This is a genomic window from Enterococcus sp. DIV0800 (assembly GCF_050559735.1).
GTDB classification, from domain to species: domain Bacteria; phylum Bacillota; class Bacilli; order Lactobacillales; family Enterococcaceae; genus Enterococcus_A; species Enterococcus_A devriesei.
The window spans coordinates 130,182-150,224 of the sequence record NZ_CP187898.1 but is presented as its reverse complement, the minus strand read 5'-3'; the positions used below and the strand labels follow the sequence as shown (position 1 = coordinate 150,224).

The 20,043-nt window shown below is 41.0% G+C and carries 30 protein-coding genes and 1 tRNA gene; 5 read left to right on the top strand and 26 right to left on the bottom strand.

The window, feature by feature from the left end; translation table 11 throughout:
* Positions 1 to 16: 16 nt before the first annotated feature.
* The 23 genes from rplR to rpsL all read right to left on the bottom strand — a co-directional run bounded on the left by rplR (position 17) and on the right by rpsL (position 13,748).
* Entirely contained in the window at positions 17 to 373 is a 357-nt protein-coding gene (rplR, locus tag IGI54_RS00770) for a 50S ribosomal protein L18 (RefSeq protein ID WP_083507461.1), read from the bottom strand.
* A 52-nt stretch (positions 374 to 425) separates the two neighbouring features.
* Positions 426 to 962 (bottom strand): 50S ribosomal protein L6, encoded by a 537-nt coding sequence (rplF, locus tag IGI54_RS00765; protein WP_216429765.1) that lies wholly within the window; start codon positions 960 to 962, stop codon positions 426 to 428.
* 31 nt (positions 963 to 993) lie between these two features.
* A complete protein-coding gene (gene rpsH / locus IGI54_RS00760; RefSeq protein WP_016179477.1) occupies positions 994 to 1,392 on the bottom strand; it encodes a 30S ribosomal protein S8 in 399 nt (132 codons plus the stop codon).
* 32 nt (positions 1,393 to 1,424) lie between these two features.
* Positions 1,425 to 1,610: a type Z 30S ribosomal protein S14 gene (locus IGI54_RS00755; RefSeq protein ID WP_028020384.1), complete on the bottom strand. Its 186-nt coding sequence runs from the start codon at positions 1,608 to 1,610 to the stop codon at positions 1,425 to 1,427.
* A 17-nt stretch (positions 1,611 to 1,627) separates the two neighbouring features.
* On the bottom strand, positions 1,628 to 2,167 hold the full coding sequence (rplE, locus tag IGI54_RS00750) for a 50S ribosomal protein L5 (RefSeq protein WP_071861722.1): 540 nt from the start codon (positions 2,165 to 2,167) through the stop codon (positions 1,628 to 1,630).
* A gap of 26 nt (positions 2,168 to 2,193) precedes the next feature.
* On the bottom strand, positions 2,194 to 2,505 hold the full coding sequence (rplX, locus tag IGI54_RS00745; protein ID WP_071861723.1) for a 50S ribosomal protein L24: 312 nt from the start codon (positions 2,503 to 2,505) through the stop codon (positions 2,194 to 2,196).
* Positions 2,506 to 2,540: 35 nt separating this feature from the next.
* Positions 2,541 to 2,909, bottom strand: a complete 369-nt coding sequence (gene rplN, locus IGI54_RS00740) for a 50S ribosomal protein L14 (RefSeq protein WP_010782054.1) — start codon at positions 2,907 to 2,909, stop codon at positions 2,541 to 2,543.
* Positions 2,910 to 2,964: 55 nt separating this feature from the next.
* Positions 2,965 to 3,231 carry a 30S ribosomal protein S17 gene (rpsQ, locus tag IGI54_RS00735; RefSeq protein WP_010782055.1) on the bottom strand — a complete coding sequence of 89 codons (267 nt, stop codon included), beginning with the start codon at positions 3,229 to 3,231 and terminating at the stop codon, positions 2,965 to 2,967.
* Between the two features lie 21 nt (positions 3,232 to 3,252).
* Positions 3,253 to 3,444, bottom strand: coding sequence for a 50S ribosomal protein L29 (gene rpmC / locus IGI54_RS00730; RefSeq protein WP_071857881.1), 192 nt, complete (start codon positions 3,442 to 3,444; stop codon positions 3,253 to 3,255).
* Entirely contained in the window at positions 3,434 to 3,868 is a 435-nt protein-coding gene (gene rplP / locus IGI54_RS00725; protein ID WP_010742757.1) for a 50S ribosomal protein L16, read from the bottom strand. Before rplP ends, rpmC begins: the two co-directional genes overlap by 11 nt.
* Before the next feature lie 2 nt (positions 3,869 to 3,870).
* Positions 3,871 to 4,527, bottom strand: coding sequence for a 30S ribosomal protein S3 (gene rpsC / locus IGI54_RS00720; protein WP_071861724.1), 657 nt, complete (start codon positions 4,525 to 4,527; stop codon positions 3,871 to 3,873).
* 13 nt (positions 4,528 to 4,540) lie between these two features.
* Complete coding sequence (gene rplV / locus IGI54_RS00715; RefSeq protein WP_071861725.1) at positions 4,541 to 4,888, bottom strand: 50S ribosomal protein L22; 348 nt, start codon at positions 4,886 to 4,888, stop codon at positions 4,541 to 4,543.
* A gap of 21 nt (positions 4,889 to 4,909) precedes the next feature.
* Positions 4,910 to 5,188, bottom strand: a complete 279-nt coding sequence (gene rpsS / locus IGI54_RS00710; protein WP_016179475.1) for a 30S ribosomal protein S19 — start codon at positions 5,186 to 5,188, stop codon at positions 4,910 to 4,912.
* Positions 5,189 to 5,230: 42 nt separating this feature from the next.
* Positions 5,231 to 6,061 carry a 50S ribosomal protein L2 gene (rplB, locus tag IGI54_RS00705; RefSeq protein ID WP_071861726.1) on the bottom strand — a complete coding sequence of 277 codons (831 nt, stop codon included), beginning with the start codon at positions 6,059 to 6,061 and terminating at the stop codon, positions 5,231 to 5,233.
* 37 nt (positions 6,062 to 6,098) lie between these two features.
* On the bottom strand, positions 6,099 to 6,389 hold the full coding sequence (locus IGI54_RS00700) for a 50S ribosomal protein L23 (protein ID WP_071861727.1): 291 nt from the start codon (positions 6,387 to 6,389) through the stop codon (positions 6,099 to 6,101).
* Positions 6,389 to 7,012 carry a 50S ribosomal protein L4 gene (gene rplD, locus IGI54_RS00695; protein WP_071861728.1) on the bottom strand — a complete coding sequence of 208 codons (624 nt, stop codon included), beginning with the start codon at positions 7,010 to 7,012 and terminating at the stop codon, positions 6,389 to 6,391. Before rplD ends, IGI54_RS00700 begins: the two co-directional genes overlap by 1 nt.
* A 28-nt stretch (positions 7,013 to 7,040) precedes the next feature.
* On the bottom strand, positions 7,041 to 7,670 hold the full coding sequence (gene rplC, locus IGI54_RS00690; protein WP_071861729.1) for a 50S ribosomal protein L3: 630 nt from the start codon (positions 7,668 to 7,670) through the stop codon (positions 7,041 to 7,043).
* Between the two features lie 21 nt (positions 7,671 to 7,691).
* On the bottom strand, positions 7,692 to 8,000 hold the full coding sequence (gene rpsJ / locus IGI54_RS00685) for a 30S ribosomal protein S10 (RefSeq protein ID WP_010756438.1): 309 nt from the start codon (positions 7,998 to 8,000) through the stop codon (positions 7,692 to 7,694).
* 288 nt (positions 8,001 to 8,288) lie between these two features.
* Positions 8,289 to 9,041, bottom strand: coding sequence for a type 1 glutamine amidotransferase domain-containing protein (locus IGI54_RS00680; RefSeq protein ID WP_430620865.1), 753 nt, complete (start codon positions 9,039 to 9,041; stop codon positions 8,289 to 8,291).
* Between the two features lie 262 nt (positions 9,042 to 9,303).
* Positions 9,304 to 10,491 (bottom strand): elongation factor Tu, encoded by a 1,188-nt coding sequence (tuf, locus tag IGI54_RS00675; RefSeq protein ID WP_071861731.1) that lies wholly within the window; start codon positions 10,489 to 10,491, stop codon positions 9,304 to 9,306.
* Positions 10,492 to 10,655: 164 nt separating this feature from the next.
* Positions 10,656 to 12,740, bottom strand: a complete 2,085-nt coding sequence (gene fusA / locus IGI54_RS00670; RefSeq protein WP_071861732.1) for an elongation factor G — start codon at positions 12,738 to 12,740, stop codon at positions 10,656 to 10,658.
* A gap of 77 nt (positions 12,741 to 12,817) precedes the next feature.
* Positions 12,818 to 13,288 carry a 30S ribosomal protein S7 gene (gene rpsG, locus IGI54_RS00665; RefSeq protein ID WP_071861733.1) on the bottom strand — a complete coding sequence of 157 codons (471 nt, stop codon included), beginning with the start codon at positions 13,286 to 13,288 and terminating at the stop codon, positions 12,818 to 12,820.
* 46 nt (positions 13,289 to 13,334) lie between these two features.
* Positions 13,335 to 13,748: a 30S ribosomal protein S12 gene (gene rpsL, locus IGI54_RS00660; protein ID WP_010742744.1), complete on the bottom strand. Its 414-nt coding sequence runs from the start codon at positions 13,746 to 13,748 to the stop codon at positions 13,335 to 13,337.
* A gap of 412 nt (positions 13,749 to 14,160) precedes the next feature.
* Here rpsL and rpiA point away from each other — a divergent pair, with 412 nt between their 5' ends.
* From rpiA to IGI54_RS00645, 3 genes are all read left to right on the top strand, one after another.
* On the top strand, positions 14,161 to 14,841 hold the full coding sequence (rpiA, locus tag IGI54_RS00655; RefSeq protein WP_071861734.1) for a ribose-5-phosphate isomerase RpiA: 681 nt from the start codon (positions 14,161 to 14,163) through the stop codon (positions 14,839 to 14,841).
* A gap of 164 nt (positions 14,842 to 15,005) precedes the next feature.
* Positions 15,006 to 15,692: a 2,3-diphosphoglycerate-dependent phosphoglycerate mutase gene (gpmA, locus tag IGI54_RS00650; protein WP_071861735.1), complete on the top strand. Its 687-nt coding sequence runs from the start codon at positions 15,006 to 15,008 to the stop codon at positions 15,690 to 15,692.
* Between the two features lie 106 nt (positions 15,693 to 15,798).
* A tRNA-Leu gene (locus tag IGI54_RS00645) sits at positions 15,799 to 15,882 on the top strand.
* 260 nt (positions 15,883 to 16,142) lie between these two features.
* On the opposite strand, the gene udk is transcribed toward IGI54_RS00645, so the two are convergent.
* From udk to IGI54_RS00630, 3 genes are all read right to left on the bottom strand, one after another.
* Positions 16,143 to 16,769, bottom strand: coding sequence for a uridine kinase (gene udk / locus IGI54_RS00640; RefSeq protein ID WP_071861736.1), 627 nt, complete (start codon positions 16,767 to 16,769; stop codon positions 16,143 to 16,145).
* A 70-nt stretch (positions 16,770 to 16,839) separates the two neighbouring features.
* Positions 16,840 to 17,526, bottom strand: a complete 687-nt coding sequence (locus IGI54_RS00635) for a YjjG family noncanonical pyrimidine nucleotidase (RefSeq protein WP_430620864.1) — start codon at positions 17,524 to 17,526, stop codon at positions 16,840 to 16,842.
* Between the two features lie 11 nt (positions 17,527 to 17,537).
* A complete protein-coding gene (locus IGI54_RS00630) occupies positions 17,538 to 18,254 on the bottom strand; it encodes a 16S rRNA pseudouridine(516) synthase (protein ID WP_430620863.1) in 717 nt (238 codons plus the stop codon).
* A gap of 529 nt (positions 18,255 to 18,783) precedes the next feature.
* Here IGI54_RS00630 and IGI54_RS00625 point away from each other — a divergent pair.
* Together IGI54_RS00625 and IGI54_RS00620 are read left to right on the top strand one after the other, a co-directional pair.
* On the top strand, positions 18,784 to 19,401 hold the full coding sequence (locus IGI54_RS00625; protein WP_071861739.1) for a 50S ribosomal protein L25/general stress protein Ctc: 618 nt from the start codon (positions 18,784 to 18,786) through the stop codon (positions 19,399 to 19,401).
* 203 nt (positions 19,402 to 19,604) lie between these two features.
* A complete protein-coding gene (locus IGI54_RS00620; protein WP_137613112.1) occupies positions 19,605 to 19,928 on the top strand; it encodes a DUF960 domain-containing protein in 324 nt (107 codons plus the stop codon).
* Positions 19,929 to 20,043: the final 115 nt, after the last annotated feature.

Genomic DNA, 20,043 nt, shown 5'->3' with positions numbered 1-20,043 from the left:
GGTGTTCCTCCTTCTCCTAAAATTCTAGTCCATTTTCGCGTGCTGCTTCAGCTAAAGCTGCTACACGGCCATGGTAAAGGTATCCACCACGGTCAAAGACTACTTTCTTAATACCTTTTTCAGAAGCACGTTCTGCTACTAGTTTCCCAACAGCTTGTGCTTGTTCAGTTTTTGTTCCACCTGAAATTTCTTTATCCAAGGCAGAGGCACTTGCAAGCGTCACACCCGCTACGTCATCAATTACTTGCGCGTAGATGTTTTTGTTAGAACGAAAAACGTTCAAGCGTGGGCACTCAGCAGTACCAGAGATCTTACCGCGAACGCGCATGTGGCGTTTTTGGCGTGTCTTATTTTTATCTGGTTTTGAAATCACAATTGTCACCTCTTTGTTTAAGCTGGCCTAGGCCGCAAGTAGGTTTGACCTACTATTTACCAGTTTTACCTTCTTTACGACGTACATATTCGCCAACATAACGAATACCTTTGCCTTTATAAGGTTCTGGAGGACGAGTTCCGCGGATTTTCGCAGCTAATTCGCCTACTACTTCTTTGTTTGATCCTTTAACGATTACTTGCGTATTCGCAGGAACTTCGATTGTAACGCCTTCTGGTGCTACGATCTCAACTGGATGAGAGTAACCAACGTTCAATACAAGTTTTGATCCTTGTAATTGCGCACGGTACCCAACCCCGATTAATTCTAATGCTTTTTGGAACCCTTCTGAAACACCAACAACCATGTTATTGAAGTTTGCACGAGTTGTTCCGTGGATTGTTTTCATTTCTTTGCTGTCGTTTGGACGAGTGAACGTTACTTCGTTTCCTTCGATGCTCATTTTGATATCAGCAGAAAAAGTACGCGTTAATTCACCTTTAGGTCCTTTAACAGTTACATCGTTTCCGTTTTGAGTTACTTCAACTCCTGCAGGTAAAACGACTAATTTATTACCAATACGGCTCACTTAAAGACACCTCCTCATGGATTGTTTGATATTACCAAACGTAAGCTAAGACTTCGCCGCCGACGTTTTTGCCTCTTGCTTCTTTATCAGTTACTAAACCTTCAGAAGTAGAGATGATTGCGATACCTAAACCGTTTAATACTTTTGGTACTTCGTCAGCTTTGACGTAAGCACGTAAGCCTGGTTTAGAAATACGTTTCAAGTTCGTGATAACACGTTCGTCATTTTTACCGTATTTAAGGAACACACGGATCATGCCTTGTTTGTCATCTTCGATATATTCAACATCACGTACGAAACCTTCACGTTTAAGGATTTCGGCGATGTCACGTTTGATTTTTGAAGCAGGTACTTCAACTGTATCGTGTTTTACCATGTTGGCATTACGAATACGAGTTAGAAAATCTGCAATTGGATCTGTCATGACCATTGAACTGTTTACCTCCTTTATGCGAGTTTATTTTACCAGCTTGCTTTCTTCACGCCGGGAATTTGACCTTTGTAGGCAAGTTCGCGGAAGCAAATACGGCAAAGATGAAATTTACGATAAACTGAATGTGGACGTCCGCAACGTTCGCAGCGAGTATATTCTTGCGTTGAATGTTTTGCAGGGCGTTTGTTTTTAGCAATCATTGATTTTTTAGCCAATTTTTTCGCCTCCTTGATTATTTTTGGAATGGCATTCCAAGTTGTGTTAATAATTCGCGTGATTCTTCATCGGTTTTCGCAGTTGTAACAACAACGATATCCATACCACGGACTTTATCAACTAAATCATAATCTACTTCAGGGAAGATCAATTGTTCTTTGACACCTAAAGTAAAGTTACCGCGGCCATCAAAGGATTTTTTGCTTACTCCGTGGAAGTCACGTACACGTGGAAGTGACACAGTCACTAATTTGTCTAAGAATTCATACATTCTTTCTCCGCGTAGTGTTACTTTCGCACCGATAGGCATTCCTTCACGTAAACGGAAACCAGCGATTGATTTTTTAGCTTTAGTGATGATTGGTTTTTGACCAGCGATCAAGGCTAATTCTTCAACAGCTTTGTCTAAGTTTTTTGCGTTTGATACCGCATCACCAACACCCATGTTGATGACGATTTTCTCAACTTTAGGAACTTCCATAACTGAATCATAGTTAAATTTTTCCATCAAAGATGGTGTAATTTCACTTACAAATTTTTCTTTTAGGCGGTTCATCTATAAGATCCTCCTTCCTTGTTTAATTATTTATCTAGAGTTTCGCCGGTTTTTTTAGAAACGCGGACTTTCTTGCCGTCAACCACTTTGTAGCCAACGCGTGTCGCTTCTCCATTTGAAGGGTCGATGACCATAACATTTGAAGCGTGAATTGGTGCTTCGACCTCAACGATACCGCCTTGAGGGGCAGTTTGAGAGGCTTTCTGATGTTTTTTAACGACATTAACACCTTCAACAACGACTTTATCTTTTTTAGGAAGGGCTTCTAAAACTACGCCTTCTTTATTTCTGTCTTTACCAGAGATAACTTTTACTTTATCGCCTTTTTTAACGAACATTACTGTTGCGCACCTCCTTTGGTTGAATCTTTCGATTATAATACTTCCGGTGCCAATGAAACGATCTTCATGAAATTGCCTTCGCGTAGTTCACGAGCGACAGGTCCGAAGATACGTGTTCCTCTTGGGCTCTTGTCATCACGAATGATAACAGCTGCATTTTCATCAAATTTGATGTAAGAACCATCAGTACGGCGAGCGCCTGATTTAGTCCGAACGATAACGGCTTTGACAACTTCACCTTTTTTGACAACACCACCTGGCGTTGCTTGTTTAACCGTAGCAACAATCACATCACCGATATTGGCAGTTTTGCGACCAGATCCGCCAAGAACTTTAATAGTTAAAATTTCACGGGCGCCTGAGTTGTCCGCGATTTTTAAACGGCTTTCTGCTTGGATCACTTGTGTATCCTCCTTTCAGATTTAAAAAACATCTATATAGGAAAATCTCGTGTGATTAGATAATCACTGCTTTTTCAACGATTTCAACCAGACGGAAACGTTTGGTAGCTGATAATGGACGAGTTTCCATGATTTTCACGATATCACCAATTTTTGCTTCATTGTTTTCATCGTGAGCTTTGTATTTTTTAGAATACTTCATACGTTTACCGTAGATTGGGTGATTCTTTTGGGTTTCAACGACAACAGTGATCGTTTTGTCCATTTTGTCAGATACCACGCGTCCTTGATAAACTTTACGTTGATTTCTTTCTTCAGTCATACTGGAAATGGCCTCCTTCCACTATTTGTCAGCTTGTTCGTGCAACACAGTTTTAATGCGTGCAATCGATTTACGTACTTCTTTAATACGTGCAGTGTTTTCTAATTGACCTGTTGCTAATTGGAATCTAAGATTGAACAATTCTTCTTTTAATTGTTTTTCTTGATCTAGCATTTCGGCAGTGGTTAATTCTCTGATTTCTTTAACCTTCATTCGATTCACCACCCATTTCCTCACGTTTTACGATCTTCGTTTTCATAGGTAATTTGTGAGAAGCAAGACGTAATGCTTCGCGAGCTACTTCTTCAGGAACACCGGCGATTTCAAACATGATCTTGCCGCGTTTAACTGGTGAAACCCATCCTTCAGGAGCACCTTTACCTTTACCCATACGTACGCCGATCGCTTTAGATGTATATGATTTATGAGGGAAAATTTTGATCCATACTTTCCCACCACGCTTCATGTAACGAGTCATAGCGATACGTGAAGCTTCGATTTGACGGTTGGTGATCCAATGTGATTCTACAGCTTGTAAGCCGAATTCACCAAAAGCAATCTCTTTACCGCCTTTAGCTTCTCCGCGCATTTTTCCACGGAATTCACGACGGTGTTTTACACGTTTAGGTACTAACATGCTTATTTCCCTCCTTTCTCAGTGTTTTTCTTTGTAGGAAGAATTTCTCCACGGTAAATCCACACTTTAACTCCTAGTTTTCCGTATGTTGTGTTTGCTTCTTCCCAAGCGTAGTCGATGTCGGCACGCAATGTATGAAGAGGAACTGTTCCTTCAGAGTATCCTTCTGAACGAGCGATATCCGCACCATTCAAACGACCAGATACTTGAGTTTTGATTCCTTTAGCGCCTGAACGCATTGTGCGTTGGATCGCTTGTTTTTGCGCACGACGGAAAGCAACACGATTTTCTAATTGACGTGCAATACCTTCGCCGACTAATTTTGCATCTAGATCTGGTTTTTTGATTTCAACGATGTTGATGTGAACTCGTTTACCAGTTAATTTATTTAATTCTTTTCTTAGGCTTTCGACTTCAGAACCGCCCTTACCGATAACCATACCAGGTTTAGCAGTGTGAACTGAAATGTTTACGCGGTTTGCAGCGCGTTCGATTTCAACAGTTGACACAGCGGCATCAGCAAGTCTAGTTGCGATGAACTTACGGATTCTCAAATCTTCGTGTAGAAATTCAGCATACTCTTTTTCGGCATACCATTTAGCATCCCACTCACGGATGATGCCTACACGCATTCCAATAGGATTTACTTTTTGTCCCACTGATTATCCCTCCTTATTTTTCTGATACCACAACGGTAATATGACTTGTACGCTTGTTGATTGGTGAAGCTGAACCTTTTGCACGTGGACGGAAACGTTTCATTGTCGGTCCTTCGTTAACAAATGCTTCAGAAACTACCAAGTTTTCAACATCTAAGTCAAAGTTGTTTTCTGCGTTAGCAACTGCTGACATCATTACTTTTTCAATGATTCCTGCAGATTTGTTTGGTGTGAATTTCAAGATTGAAATTGCTTCTGCTACGCTTTTTCCTCTGATAAGATCGATTACTAAACGTGCTTTACGAGGAGAAGTGCGAACTGTCTTCGCAATTGCTTTAGCTGATGTAATTTGTTCTGCCATGTTGATATCCTCCCCTCAGTATTAACGTCTTGTTTTCTTATCGTCAGCAGCATGCCCACGATATGTTCTTGATGGTGCAAATTCACCTAATTTATGTCCTACCATGTCTTCTTGGATGTAAACTGGTACATGTTTGCGTCCGTCATAAACAGCAATTGTAAATCCTACAAAGTTAGGGAAAATTGTTGAACGACGAGACCAAGTTTTAATAACTTTTTTCTTTTCAACACCTTGTTGTGCTTCGATCTTTTTCATCAAATGATCATCAGCGAAAGGTCCTTTTTTCAAACTACGACCCATGGTGTACCTCCTCTCAAAATATGCGACACATAGTCAATTTGATTATTTAGTCTTACGACGAATAATAAGCTTGTCTGATGCAGCTTTCTTATTACGTGTTTTGTAACCCAATGCAGGTTGACCCCATGGAGATACCGGAGCTTTACGTCCGACTGGAGCTTTACCTTCACCACCACCGTGTGGGTGATCGTTAGGGTTCATTACGCTACCACGTACAGTTGGACGTTTGCGCATCCAACGAGAACGACCAGCTTTACCGATGTTGATCAATTCGTGTTGTTCGTTACCAACAGAACCGATAGTTGCACGGCAAGTAGCTAAGATCATACGAACTTCGCCAGAGTTTAAACGTACTAATACGTATTTTCCTTCTTTACCAAGTACTTGAGCACTTGTACCAGCTGAACGGATTAATTGTCCGCCTTTGCCTGGTTTCATTTCAACGTTGTGGATAACAGTACCAACTGGAATGTTTTCAAGTGGTAATGTGTTTCCGATTTTGATGTCTGCATCTGTTCCAGATACGACTGTCATGCCAACTTCTAAGCCTTTAGGGGCTAAGATATAAGCTTTCACTCCGTCTGTATAATGAACTAATGCAATGTTTGCTGAACGGTTTGGATCGTATTCGATCGTTTTAACTGTAGCAACCACGTTATCTTTGTTACGTTTGAAGTCGATAACACGGTATTGACGTTTATGTCCGCCACCTTGATGACGTACAGTGATGCGACCGTTGTTGTTACGACCGGCATTGTTTTTTAATGGCTCTAACAACGTTTTTTCAGGTGTTGAAGTTGTGATTTCAGCGAAATCAGAACTTGTCATATTACGACGGCCATTTGTGGTTGGTTTATACTTCTTAATCGCCACGTCTGTTTCCCTCCTGTATTAATCGCTAATCTTGTGCTTATTCAGCAGCGTCGAAAAGCTGGATTTCTTTTGAGTCTTCAGTTAAAGTCACAACAGCTTTGCGACGTTTTTTAGTGAAGCCTTGGTATTTACCCATACGTTTTGCTTTTGGTTTAGCATTCATAATGTTTACGTTTTTAACTTTTACGTCAAACGCAGCTTCAACCGCTTGTTTAACTAAAGTTTTATTTGCGCGAGTGTCCACTTCGAAAGTATATTTCTTTTCATCCATGTCTAACATCGATTTTTCAGTGATCACTGGGCGTTGGATTACGTCTAGTAAGTTCATTATGCAAGCACCTCCTCAATTTGAGTAAGAGCAGTTTGCGTTGCTAAGATTTTATCATTAGCGACTACATCTAATACAGTAACGTTGTTTGAAGTAGTTACAGTTACGTTTGACAAGTTACGAGCAGCTAAGCCTGCAACTTCGTTTTCTGTTTCCAATACAACCAATACTTTAGAATCAATTGACAAGCCAGTAAGAACTTGTTTGAATTCTTTTGTTTTAGGAGCATCAAAGCTTAACGCTTCAACAGCAACTAAGTTATTTTCCGCAACTTTTTCTGATAAAACAGATTTGATTGCTAAGCGACGAACTTTTTTAGGAAGTTTGTAGCTGTATGAACGTGGTGTAGGTCCGAAGACGATACCACCTCCACGCCATTGTGGTGAACGGATAGAACCTTGACGAGCACGTCCAGTTCCTTTTTGACGCCATGGTTTGCGGCCACCGCCACGAACTGCGCTACGATTTTTCACAGCGTGTGTTCCTTGTCTTAATGAAGCACGTTGCATCACGATTGCATCGTATACAACACTTTCATTAGGTTCGATTCCGAAGATTTCTTCATTTAAAGTGATGTCACCGTTTTGAGTTCCATCTTGTTTGAATAATGCTACAGTTGGCATTCCTTAGTTCCTCCTTTCCTATAACGAATTATTTAGCCTTTACAGCTGATTTGATAGTGATTAAAGATTTTTTAGCGCCTGGTACGTTGCCTTTAACTAAGATAACGTTACGTTCAGCGTCAACACGAACAACTTCAAGGTTTTGAATTGTTACGCGATCGCCACCCATACGGCCAGCTAATTTTTTATTTTTAAATACACGGTTTGGTGCAACAGGACCCATAGATCCAGGACGACGGTGGTAACGAGAACCGTGAGCCATTGGGCCGCGGCTTTGTCCGTGACGTTTGATAACGCCTTGGAATCCTTTACCTTTAGTCGTTCCGGTAACATCAATGATGTCTCCAGCTTGGAAAGTATCAACTTTCACTTCTTTACCTACTTCATAGTCTCCTAGCTCAACATCTTTGAATTCTCGAATGAAGCGCTTAGGAGCCGTGTTTGCTTTTGCAACATGACCTTTCGCAGGTTTGTTAGACAAAACTTCACGCATATCTTGGTAACCTAATTGAACTGCTTCGTAACCATCGTTTTCCATTGTTTTCACTTGTAAAACAACGTTTGGAGTAGCTTCGATTACAGTAACTGGAATAAGTTCGCCAGATTCAGTGAAGATTTGTGTCATTCCCACTTTTTTCCCTAAGATTCCTTTGGTCATGATTACACCTCCATCTTCTTATTATAGTTTGATTTCAATATTCACACCTGATGGTAAGTCAAGCTTCATTAAAGCATCGACTGTCTTCGGTGTTGGGTTCACAATGTCGATTAGACGTTTGTGAGTCCGCATTTCGAATTGTTCGCGTGAATCTTTGTATTTATGAGTCGCACGAATAACTGTGTAAAGACTGCGTTCAGTTGGTAATGGAATTGGACCAGATACACTAGCTCCAGTTCTTTTTGCAGTTTCCACGATTTTATCCGCTGATTGATCTAAAATACCATGTTCATACGCTTTTAAACGGATACGAATTTTTTGTTTTGCCATCTTGTTCCCTCCTTCGCCTATTTTAAAAGTAGACATAGCTCCACGAAAATCTCCGTCACGCTCGTTCGTGGCAAAGCGTCCGGGCGTGTCGCAACCTCTCGTTTCAAAGCCGGCGGATTCTTTTACGAACCCCCCAGTGTGTTTCACACTTCTGTAAACAGCACCTTTATGATTATATAATAGGAGGTCTGTGATTGCAAGGATTTTCTAGTCAAAATCTGATTTTTCCTATTGTTTTCAGAAAACGATGCTAGACAAAATTATTTTCCTTCTATATAAAGAGGCCAATCATTCCATCTCTTGCAACCGCTGAAAAAATTTTTTCGCGAAAGTATGAGCATCTCCTGGCCAGCGAGCAGAAAGATAATTCCGATCCTCTACGACTAACGCCGGCGATTCATCAGTCTCAGAATCTCTTTTCACTGAAAAACTGCCCGTATGAAATTGCTCCGGTGATTTTAAAACAGATTTCACTTCAGCTTCTACCGTCACGGGATAGGTTCGGTAATAATCCTTCAGCCATAAAGCGGTTAAATAATACGCCCCCATTTCCTGATTCTTCAATAGCGCAGTCGTTTGATACTCATAAAGGACGGAATGCTTCGTTTGCGGGTCCGTTGCCCGTGCCGCCAAAACAGTCCCATGACAAATCGCGCCAACTAATTTTTGACTCGTAAAAAATTCGGCCACCTTCGTTTGTAAAATGCTCGATTCCAAATACGTCTTCATCCCTTTATCATGACCACCGGGTAATAAAATAGCCGTATACTTTTCCGTAGCGATCGACGCGTATTGAATCGGTTGCTGAAAAGCACTGTTCCTAGACATTTCTCGATATGCCGTGATTGCTTCCGGTGTTGCCATCAAAAATTTTTTGAAGGGTCCGAAACCTTTACCGGTAATCAATCGTTCATCCGTTGCCGCGGGTTTCCCATCTGGCGTAGCAAAAACGATTTTCACTCCTCGTTCAGCTAAATATTTCCATGGTACCGCCGCTTCCGTCGGATCAAAGCCATAATGAGGCAATGGCATAAGAATCATTTCATTCATCTCCTTTAAAAACCTTCTCCCTATCCTACTAAATTAATCGCGATTTATAAACGAATCCCACTTCAGAGCCATCCCGTTAAAAACATTTCTCTATTTGCAAAATGAGAAAGACTTTCGCGAAGCCGGACACGGCTAGACCTGCTGTAAAGCGATTTATTCATTTAAAAATTTATACTTCCTTGATAGTCAAAAAAAGAGCCATCGGCAAGCCGATGACTCTTTACGTATGAGCACAATTTAACTGTAAGGTTGATTAAGCTTGGATTGTAGATACAACGCCTGAACCAACAGTACGTCCGCCTTCACGAATAGAGAAACGAGTTCCGTCTTCGATCGCGATTGGGTGGATTAATTCAACTTCCATAGTTACGTTATCACCAGGCATTACCATTTCAGTACCTTCTGGTAGATCAACTACACCAGTTACGTCAGTTGTACGGAAGTAGAACTGAGGACGGTAGTTAGTGAAGAAAGGAGTGTGACGTCCGCCTTCTTCTTTAGTTAAAACGTAAACTTCTGCAGAGAATTTTGTATGTGGAGTGATTGAAGCTGGTTTAGCTAATACTTGTCCACGTTGGATGTCTTCACGTGCAACACCACGTAATAATGCACCGATGTTGTCGCCTGCTTCAGCGTAGTCTAACAATTTACGGAACATTTCAACACCTGTTACAGTTGTTTTAGCAGTTGCTTCAGCAATACCTACGATTTCAACTTCGTCGCCGACGCGAACTTGTCCACGTTCAACACGACCAGTTGCAACAGTACCACGACCAGTGATTGAGAATACGTCTTCGACTGGCATCATGAATGGTTTGTCAGTATCACGAACTGGTGTTGGGATGTATTCGTCAACAGCAGCCATTAATTCTAAGATTTTTTCTTCGTATGAAGCGTCGCCTTCTAAGGCTTTCAAAGCTGAACCAGCGATAACTGGAGTGTCGTCGCCTGGGAAGTCGTATTCTGACAATAAGTCACGAACTTCCATTTCAACTAATTCTAGTAATTCTTCGTCATCAACCATATCCATTTTGTTTAAGAATACAACGATGTAAGGAACACCAACGTTACGAGATAACAAGATGTGTTCACGTGTTTGAGGCATAGGGCCATCAGCAGCAGAAACTACTAAGATAGCTCCGTCCATTTGAGCGGCACCAGTGATCATGTTTTTAACGTAGTCCGCGTGTCCTGGGCAGTCAACGTGAGCATAGTGACGGTTTTCTGTTTCGTATTCCACGTGAGCAGTGTTGATAGTGATTCCGCGTTCGCGTTCTTCAGGTGCTCCGTCGATTTGAGCGTAGTCCATTGCTTCCGCTCCGCCTTGTTTAGCAAGTACAGTTGTAATTGCAGCAGTTAAAGTTGTTTTACCATGGTCAACGTGTCCGATAGTACCAATGTTTACATGGGGTTTTGAACGGTCAAATTTTTCTTTAGCCATTTAAAATGTTCCTCCTGAATTGAGTTAGTTTTTTTATCTGATAAGTCCGTGCCGCCAAAAGCGACACGACCCTATATCATCAGTAAGTAATTTTACATGAATTCCCACTAAAAATATAGATGCTTTAGTGAAAATTCAATCAAAATTCAATTACCTTTTAAGAATTATTCAGCTTTTCCGCCGTTTTTCTTAATGATTTCTTCTTGTACTGATTTCGGTACATCTTCATAGTGGTCAAAGACCATCATGAATGTTCCGCGTCCTTGAGTAGAAGAACGAAGCGTTGTTGCATAACCAAACATTTCAGCTAACGGCACAATAGCGTTAACGATTTGTGAGTTACCATGTGCTTCCATTCCTTCAACACGTCCACGACGAGCAGTTACGTGACCCATAACATCACCTAAGTAATCTTCTGGAACAGTAATCGTAACTTTCATCATTGGTTCAAGGATTGCAGGTTTCGCTTTCTTCGCAGCAGCACGTAGCGCCATAGACGCAGCCACACGGAAGGCCGTTTCATTTGAATCGACATCATGGTATGAACCATCATAAAGTTTCGCCTTAATATCAACTAATGGATAGCCAGCTAAGACACCATTAGCCATTGCATCTTCTAATCCTTTTTCAACTGCTGGGATGTATTCACGAGGAACCACACCACCGACAATCGCGTTTTCGAATTCGAAGCCAGCACCTTCTTCGTTTGGCGTAAATTCGACCCATACGTGACCGTATTGACCTTTACCACCAGACTGACGTACAAACTTACCTTCTGCATTTGTCGCAGCACGGAATGTTTCACGATAAGATACTTGCGGCGCGCCGACATTAGCATCGACTTTAAATTCACGACGCATACGGTCAACTAAGACGTCTAAGTGAAGTTCACCCATACCAGCGATAACAGTTTCGCCAGTTTCAACGTTTGTTTCAACGCGGAATGAAGGATCTTCTTCAGCAAGTTTTTGTAAAGCAACACCCATTTTATCTTGGTCAGCTTTTGATTTAGGTTCAACAGCGACTTCGATAACTGGATCAGGGAATTCGATTGATTCTAAGATAACTGGCGCTTTTTCATCACAAAGTGTATCCCCAGTTGTTGTATCTTTCAAACCAACAGCTGCTGCGATATCTCCAGAGTAAACCGTTTCGATTTCTTTACGAGTGTTCGCGTGCATTTGTAGGATACGTCCGATACGTTCGCGTTTGCCTTTAGAAGCATTTAACACGTATGAACCAGAGTTCAAGACACCTGAATAAACACGGAAGAATGTTAGACGACCTACGAATGGGTCAGTCATAACTTTAAACGCTAGTGATGAGAATGGAGCTGAATCATCAGCTGGACGTTCAGTTTCTTCGTCTGTTTTAGGATTGAAACCTTGGATTGCTTTAACGTCAGTTGGCGCTGGAAGATAGTCGATGACTGCATCCAACATCAATTGAACACCTTTATTTTTGAAGGCTGATCCACATAAAACTGGGTAAAAGTCTACAGATAGAGTAGCGTTACGGATACCAGCTTTTAATTCTTCTTCAGTGATTTCTTCACCTTCCAAGAATTTCATCATTAGGTCTTCATCAGTATCAGCAACTGCTTCTACTAATTTTTCACGCCATTCTTCAGCTTGTTCTTTATACTCTTCAGGAATTTCAGTCTCTTGGATTTCAGTTCCTAAGTCGTTTGTGTAGATTTCAGCTTTCATTTTAACTAAGTCGATGATCCCAGTGAAGTCATCTTCAGCACCAATTGGTAATTGGATTGGATGAGCATTCGCTTGTAGACGATCATGTAAAGTGCTTACTGAATAAAGGAAGTCAGCACCGATTTTGTCCATTTTATTACAGAATACGATACGTGGAACTTGGTATTCTGTTGCTTGACGCCAAACAGTTTCTGTTTGTGGTTCTACACCTGATTGTGAGTCCAAAACAGTTACCGCACCGTCAAGTACACGTAATGAACGTTGAACTTCGATTGTGAAGTCCACGTGTCCTGGGGTATCAATGATGTTTACGCGGTGACCCTTCCATTGTGCAGTTGTCGCAGCAGAAGTGATCGTGATACCACGTTCTTGTTCTTGTTCCATCCAGTCCATTTGAGAAGCCCCTTCGTGGGTTTCACCAATTTTATGGATTTTACCAGTGTAGTACAAGATACGCTCAGTCGCTGTCGTTTTACCTGCATCGACGTGGGCCATGATCCCGATATTACGTGTATTGTCTAGAGAAAATTCTCTTGCCATTTCTTAGTTTGCTCCTCTCTTAAATTAAATGTAGTACAGTTGAGTCTTTTTTGCCGACCGAAGCCGGCAAAAAAATCTTACCAACGATAATGAGCAAATGCACGGTTGGCTTCCGCCATTTTGTGTGTATCTTCGCGTTTTTTAACAGAAGCTCCAGTGTTGTTTGCAGCATCCATCAATTCTTTTGCTAAACGTTCTTCCATTGTGTGTTCACCGCGTAAACGAGCGTAGTTCACAACCCAACGTAAGCCTAAAGTAGTACGACGTTCTGGACGTACTTCAACTGGTACTTGATAGTTCGAACCCCCAACACGGCGAGCTTTAACTTCTAGTACAGGCATGATGTTTTCCATTGCTTGTTCGAAAACTTCCAATGGATCATTCCCTGTTGATTCTTTGATTGTATTAAAAGCGCTGTATACGATATTTGTAGCAGTACCACGTTTTCCGTCAACCATTACACGGTTGATCAAACGAGTTACTAGCTTAGAGTTATACATAGGATCTGGCAAAACGTCGCGTTTTGCAATCATTCCTTTACGAGTCATACGTAACTCCTCCTTCCGAAAATATGTCTTTATCTATTCGTTTGATTTAAGCTTTAGGTTTTTTAGTACCGTATTTAGAACGGCTTTGTTTACGATCGTTAACACCGGCAGTATCTAGTGCACCACGAACGATATGGTAACGTACCCCTGGTAAGTCTTTTACACGACCACCACGTAAAAGAACAACACTATGTTCTTGTAAGTTATGACCGATCCCTGGGATATAAGCTGTTACTTCGATTAAGTTTGACAAACGAACACGAGCATATTTACGTAACGCTGAGTTAGGTTTCTTAGGCGTCATAGTCCCCACACGTGTACAAACTCCACGTTTTTGTGGTGAGTTTACGTTTGTTTGAGCTTTTTTAAAGCTGTTATATCCTTTGTTCAATGCTGGTGAATTTGATTTTTCCACCTTTGATTTACGAGGTTTACGTACTAATTGATTAATTGTAGGCATTCCTTGTTTCCTCCTTCCTCGATTCACTGTCTAGTACCACACATCCTGGTGGTTCTTTTTCAGCGATAAAAAATAATGCATCCCTGCATTCTCTATCAAGCGTACTTCGACACAGTCAGCACGTCTCATTTGAGAGACCTGTTCACAAAGCACCTTTGATAGCATACCATGGTTAGTTTTAGCTGTCAACAAACTCTAAAGACTTTTTTCTTACAAATAGATTTGTCCCGTCTTCTCTTTTGCTTTTAATCAAATAAGAAAAATTTTATTCCCTTCACTTTATCCAGCTAAATACTTTCAGACAAATCGATAAAGCGGATTCGCTTTTTAGTTATTTCTACTGAAAAGGCTATCTTTTTCCTTTTTCAGCGATTACAATAAACGTAAACTTATCAGAAGGTGGGATATTTCAATGAATTTGAAAGAATTGGTTGGTATTGAAGCGGCAACATATGTCAAAGATGGTATGATCGTGGGGCTGGGAACTGGTTCGACTGCGTACTATTTCGTAAAAGAACTAGGGCGACGAGTTAAAGAAGAAGACTTGCAGATCACAGGAGTAGTCACTTCTATTCGAACTGAAGAACAAGCCAAAGAGCTGGGCATTCCATTAAAAACCATCGACGAAGTTGAATCCGTAGACTTAACCGTCGATGGTGCCGACGAAATCAGCGATGATTTTCAAGGGATTAAAGGCGGCGGCGCAGCATTACTGTTTGAAAAAGTAGTGGCCACATATTCTAAAGAATGTATCTGGATCGTAGACGAAAGTAAAATGGTCAATAAGCTGGGCGATTTCCCATTACCAGTAGAGGTCGTGCCTTTCGGTAGTCATAACCTTTTCCGCCTGTTTGAAGCAAAAGGCTACAATCCTACTTGGCGCAAAACGGATGCCGGAGAAATTTTATTAACTGACGGCGACCATCATATTATTGATTTGCATTTAGAGGTGATTGAAGACCCTCGTGCATTAGCAGACGAATTAGACAAATGTGTCGGTGTTGTTGAGCATGGCTTATTTATTGATATGATTTCACGTGTGATCGTGGGTACACCGGAAGGACCAAAAACACTGGAAGTCCCTACTCGGTAATCCGAAAAATAGTTTTCGAGTATTTTCACATTTTTTTGTCAGATAATTTGTAAATCTTCCCTAATTAATCGAAAAGACACGCGATTTAATGGAAATCTTGCTAAAAAAATTGTACAATGATTCAGGAATTGAAAATTTCAGAAATTTCAAAAGGAGAGAATAATATGCCAAAATTAGTTTTTTCTCGTCACGGCTTAAGTGAATGGAACAAATTGAACCAATTTACTGGCTGGGCAGACGTTGATTTGGCTCCAGAAGGTGTCGAAGAAGCAAAAGAAGGCGGCCGTAAAATCAAAGAAGCAGGAATTGAATTTGATGTAGCTTATACCTCTGTTTTAACTCGTGCGATCAAAACTTGTGACTACATTTTAGAATACTCTAACCAACTTTGGGTACCAACGATCAAATCTTGGCGCTTAAACGAACGTCACTACGGTAAATTACAAGGATTGAACAAAAAAGAAACCGCTGAAAAATACGGGGACGAACAAGTTCACATCTGGCGCCGTTCATACGACGTATTGCCTCCATTGATGGAAGCAACTGACGAAGGTTCAGCAGCTCAAGACCGTCGTTATTCAATGTTAGACCCTCGCGACATTCCTGGTGGCGAAAACTTGAAAGTTACTTTGGAACGTGCATTACCTTTCTGGCAAGACGAAATCGCTCCTGCTTTGAAAGACGGCAAAACGGTTTTAGTTGCTGCTCACGGTAACTCACTACGTGCATTAGCTAAACACATCGAAGGTATTTCTGACGAAGACATCATGGACTTAGAAATCCCAACAGGTCAACCATTGGTTTATGACTTGAACGATGACTTAACTGTTGCTAAAAAATACTATTTATAAAATATAAATTTTTTCCCGGCTCGCTTGTGAGTCGGGATTTTTTTTGATCGTATTCAAAAGCTGGCATGAATATTTTTTTGTGCTAAAATAGAAAAGTACTTTATTTGCGGTCGTGGCGGAATTGGCAGACGCGCTAGCTTCAGGCGCTAGTGGTAGCAATACCGTGGAAGTTCGAGTCTTCTCGGCCGCATCATAATAAAAGTTTTGCGAACTCACTCAGTTTTTGAGTGATAAGCGAAACAGGAGGTTGGGACAGAAGTGTTCAGCTTCGAGAAATAAGACGGGATTTCCGAAAATTGTTCCACAAATTTTTGTGAAATTTCGGCTTATTTCCGAAGAAGCTACTTCTGACCCAACGTTTATACGGGAATAGGAGCTGAGACAAATTAATGTCCCAGCTCCTTTTTTGCGTCAAAGAAAGGTCCGACAAATGCTGTCGAACCCGTTCTTTTATTCATGATTTAAAAAACTGGCAACTTTGGTCGCGATCAAGTCAATCGCTACGTGATTTTCGCCACCTTCTGGCACGATGATATCTGAGTAGCGTTTGGTTGGTTCGATGAACTGGTGGTACATCGGTTTGACAACGGTCAAATATTGTTCGATAACTGATTCTAATGTCCGGCCGCGTTCGTTCATATCCCGTTTGATCCGGCGAATGATCCGAATGTCATCGTCCGTATCAACGTAAATTTTAATATCCATCATGTCCCGCAGACGTTCATCTTCTAAAATCAAAATTCCTTCTAGAATAATCACTTCTTTGGGTTCTTGAACATACACTTCACTACTGCGCGTATGGGCTACGTAATCGTAGATCGGCACTTCTACCGATTGATAATTGGTTAATTCTTTTAAGTGTTCAATCAGCAAATCCGTATCAAAAGCAAAAGGATGATCGTAATTTGTTGTTAGACGTTCTTCAAAGCTGATATCGCTTTGGTCTTTATAATAAGAATCGTGCTCCAGCATCATGATCGAATGATTAGGAAACCGATTGTAAATCGCGCGGCTGACACTTGTTTTTCCACTTCCAGATCCGCCCGTTACACCAATAATGATCGGCTTGTTTTTCATGCAAATAAAACCTCTTTCGTTTTTCATTAGTCCTATTATAGCGAAACACGGTCAAATTACTATCAAAATATCAAAAATCTTCTAAAATCTGATAAAGGTCGGTTAATTCTCTAATCTGATACGTTGGTTCGATGATCGTTGCCGCTTTTTGCGCGGGATTCATCCAAATCGTATCGATCCCTGCCATCTGTCCACCTTTGATGTCCGACGTTAAGGAGTCGCCAATGATCACAGTTTTTTCTTTATTGATTTGAGGAATCTCAGCAAAGACTTGATCGAAAAACTCCTTCATGGGTTTATGCACGCCCATCTCTTCAGAAATAAAAAACTTTTTGAAATAGGGAGCCAAACCAGACTTTTCCAGGCGTTGATGCTGCGTGGCAGAGACGCCATTGGTCACAACATACAGCTCTTCTTTTTGGCTTAATTGCTGAACGACTTCCAAACTGTTCTCCATCAGCTGGTGGCCTTGATTTAAGTAATGACGATAGCGCGCTTCTGTTTTTGGGCCGTCGACTTCTCGTTCATATTGTTCAAAAAATAAGCGAAAACGATTGTCTAACAAATCCTGCCGTGAAAGTAATCCAGCCTCATGATCTCGCCAAAAACCTTGGTTCATTTTTTTATAAGCATTTTTGACCGACAGCGAAGGTTCCACACCCATGTCTTGGAATAGCCAGCTCAACGCTTGCTCTTCGGTTGCTTTAAAATCTAATAAGGTATCATCAATATCAAATAAAATTGTTTCGTAACACATAAACAAACCTTCTATCTAAAATATTTTTTTAATTGTTGTAATTCTGATTCTGTTAACCCGCAATACTCCCCCGCCAAAAGTTCCGGCGGCAAACGTAAGGGACCCATTGCTACGCGTGATAAAGCCGTGACTTTTTTACCACAGGCTAAGAACATTTTTTTGACTTGGTGGAACTTGCCTTCTTGAATGGTCAAACGAACGCGGGATTCATTCGCCCCTGCAGACAGAACCTCTAGCTTGGCAGGTTGGCAAACAATCCCACCATGAAAAACGATTCCTTGTGCAAAAGCGGCAACATCCTCAGCCGTAACTTTTTCATTCACAGTGGCAAGATAGGTTTTTTCAACCTTTGAGCCCGGCTGTAAAAGAGCATAGCCTAACTGGCCGTTATCTGTTAATAATAATAAACCAGTCGTATCGCGATCGAGTCGACCCACCGGATATAAATCCGCCGGCCGTTCATGTTTCGTGACTAATTCAGTCGCTGTCTGAAACCGTGCGTCTTTTTTGGCAGTGACTACCCCCGCCGGTTTGTTCAACAAATAATAGACATGCTTGGTTTGTAGCAGTTGTCCAGCGACTTCAATCTTATGCAGCCGACTATCCACATTCCGCTGAGGATTCATTTCCAACTGATCATCAATCAAAACTTTTCTACTTAAAAAGAGTCGTTTCATTTCTTTGCGACTCGTGTGTAATTGTTCTTCGATTAATTTATCTAAACGCATGGCTAAACTCCTTCAAACATATCGGCTTCATTATACAGAAATTTTCCAGCTATCTCAGCTAAAAGCGGCGATTTTTCCAAAATTAGTAGAAATGTGTCTGATTTTCTTTTACAATGCCACGGCTGGAACCATTTTTTTAAAAAACTTTCGCAACTAAAAGATACGTAGTCAAATCCCTTGAACACAAGGCTCAGACCTATATTCCAACTCGTTTAAAAGAAACCCAAAACCTTTTTTCGAACCCCTTCCGCTTGCTTTTTAATGACAGAAGTCCTAGAATTTAATTATGCAAGTCAGAGATTTGCATTAAAAATTAAGTGAATCGACACGTTACGTGTCAAAGGTTTCTCATACACAGCGTAATGACCTGGTAGAGAAAGTTGAACTTAGACTTTTTTGGGACAGCTGCGTAAACAGCTGTCCTTTTGCGTATTTTTACGTAAAGCCATCGTGCTGAGAATAACCCATCACTTGAATAAAACCTGTCTGGTCAACCATAGACAGTCACATTTTAAGGAGGAATTTGGTTATGGCAGTATCATTGAAAGTAGAAGAAAGAGCAACACGTCCCCGTTCCCTACGCAACAAATTGCGTCACGAAGGAAAAGTTCCCGCAGTCGTAAATGGCTACAAGGTGGAAAGCACACCGATCGCTATCGACGAACGTGAATTCTCAAAATTACTTCGGGAAAACGGAACAAACACTGTATTCGCTTTTGAACTTGGCGGCAAGAAAGTCAACGCCTTATTGCGTGATGCCCAAACGGATACCTTTACTCGTCATTTAACACATATCGAGTTATTATCCGTTAACCTTTCTGAAGAAACAGAAGCTGAAACAGAACTAAACTTAGTTGGCGACGCTGCTGGGGTGAAAGCAGGCGGTATCTTAACACAAACACTTTACACCGTAACGATCTCTGCAACACCAGAAAAATTACCAGAAGGAATCGACGTAGATATCTCTGGTTTAGAAATCGGCGATTCAATTTCAATCGGCGATCTTCCTAAAAACGCGGACTACACGATCGTAACAGATGCTGAAGAACAAATCGCATCAATCCAAGAAGCACAAGAAGTTCCTGAAGAAGAACCTGCAGCTGAAGGTGCTGAACCAGAAGTAATTGGTGAAGACGCAGCAGAATAAGTAATGAATGAGGCGGGCAATCATTTGCTACGCCTCTTTTTTATTTTCTCTCAATCCTCTTTGTCTTAAGAAAGTTTTTTAGTTTTTCAGACTCCAAGTACTATGAGTGGTCTTTTTTAATAAAAAGAATTACAATAAGTCACTACAAGCTTACTTTAAGTTATACTATAAGTAAGTGATTCCAACTAAAGGAGGAAAAATCTATGTTTGAAACTTTTGATTCAAAAAAAAGTCGGTATGCCTCTGTCGGTGTGGTGTCCAGCTTGCCAGGCGAGCTGATAGATAGTATCTGGTATATCATTGACTTAGACTTGAAGGGCTTGATCCCATTAGACAATATGTTAAGTTTTGATTTAATCAACAATAATGGTCGGGTCACGATGCACTTCTCGCAAGAAGACAACGATGTTGAAATGGGAATTGATCTGCCGTTTGGTTTTTCTAATGAATTCCCACAAGAGGTCTATGCATACGATGACGGCAGTCGCCAAACCATTTTATTACCAAGTGAAATTCGTCAACGCTAATCCAGAAGACAACCTTTTCTTAAGGGTTGTCTCTTTTTTTTACTTTTTCGAGCCAGACCCTTGCTTTCAGAAAATTTTGTGGTAATATCAAGCAGAAAATTTATTTAGAAAGCAG

Coding starts and splice junctions, on each gene's coding strand:
- rpsH (WP_016179477.1), bottom strand. CDS start 1,392: ATGGTCATGACAGATCCAATTGCAGATTTTCTAACTCGTATTCGTAAT.
- rplE (WP_071861722.1), bottom strand. CDS start 2,167: ATGAACCGCCTAAAAGAAAAATTTGTAAGTGAAATTACACCATCTTTG.
- rplX (WP_071861723.1), bottom strand. CDS start 2,505: ATGTTCGTTAAAAAAGGCGATAAAGTAAAAGTTATCTCTGGTAAAGAC.
- rpsQ (WP_010782055.1), bottom strand. CDS start 3,231: ATGACTGAAGAAAGAAATCAACGTAAAGTTTATCAAGGACGCGTGGTA.
- rpmC (WP_071857881.1), bottom strand. CDS start 3,444: ATGAAGGTTAAAGAAATCAGAGAATTAACCACTGCCGAAATGCTAGAT.
- rplP (WP_010742757.1), bottom strand. CDS start 3,868: ATGTTAGTACCTAAACGTGTAAAACACCGTCGTGAATTCCGTGGAAAA.
- rplV (WP_071861725.1), bottom strand. CDS start 4,888: ATGGCAGAACAAATTACATCAGCTAAAGCAATTGCGAAGACAGTTCGC.
- rpsS (WP_016179475.1), bottom strand. CDS start 5,188: ATGGGTCGTAGTTTGAAAAAAGGACCTTTCGCTGATGATCATTTGATG.
- IGI54_RS00700 (WP_071861727.1), bottom strand. CDS start 6,389: ATGAACTTACTAGACGTAATCCAACGCCCAGTGATCACTGAAAAATCG.
- rplD (WP_071861728.1), bottom strand. CDS start 7,012: ATGCCAACTGTAGCATTATTCAAACAAGATGGAACTCAAAACGGTGAC.
- rplC (WP_071861729.1), bottom strand. CDS start 7,670: ATGACCAAAGGAATCTTAGGGAAAAAAGTGGGAATGACACAAATCTTC.
- rpsJ (WP_010756438.1), bottom strand. CDS start 8,000: ATGGCAAAACAAAAAATTCGTATCCGTTTAAAAGCGTATGAACATGGT.
- IGI54_RS00680 (WP_430620865.1), bottom strand. CDS start 9,041: ATGATTCTTATGCCATTGCCTCATTATGGCTTTGATCCGACGGAAGCG.
- tuf (WP_071861731.1), bottom strand. CDS start 10,491: ATGGCTAAAGAAAAATTTGACCGTTCAAAACCCCATGTAAACATTGGT.
- fusA (WP_071861732.1), bottom strand. CDS start 12,740: ATGGCAAGAGAATTTTCTCTAGACAATACACGTAATATCGGGATCATG.
- rpsG (WP_071861733.1), bottom strand. CDS start 13,288: ATGACTCGTAAAGGAATGATTGCAAAACGCGACGTTTTGCCAGATCCT.
- rpsL (WP_010742744.1), bottom strand. CDS start 13,748: ATGCCTACAATTAATCAATTAGTACGTAAACCTCGTAAATCAAAGGTG.
- rpiA (WP_071861734.1), top strand. CDS start 14,161: ATGAATTTGAAAGAATTGGTTGGTATTGAAGCGGCAACATATGTCAAA.
- gpmA (WP_071861735.1), top strand. CDS start 15,006: ATGCCAAAATTAGTTTTTTCTCGTCACGGCTTAAGTGAATGGAACAAA.
- udk (WP_071861736.1), bottom strand. CDS start 16,769: ATGAAAAACAAGCCGATCATTATTGGTGTAACGGGCGGATCTGGAAGT.
- IGI54_RS00635 (WP_430620864.1), bottom strand. CDS start 17,526: ATGTGTTACGAAACAATTTTATTTGATATTGATGATACCTTATTAGAT.
- IGI54_RS00630 (WP_430620863.1), bottom strand. CDS start 18,254: ATGCGTTTAGATAAATTAATCGAAGAACAATTACACACGAGTCGCAAA.
- IGI54_RS00625 (WP_071861739.1), top strand. CDS start 18,784: ATGGCAGTATCATTGAAAGTAGAAGAAAGAGCAACACGTCCCCGTTCC.
- IGI54_RS00620 (WP_137613112.1), top strand. CDS start 19,605: ATGTTTGAAACTTTTGATTCAAAAAAAAGTCGGTATGCCTCTGTCGGT.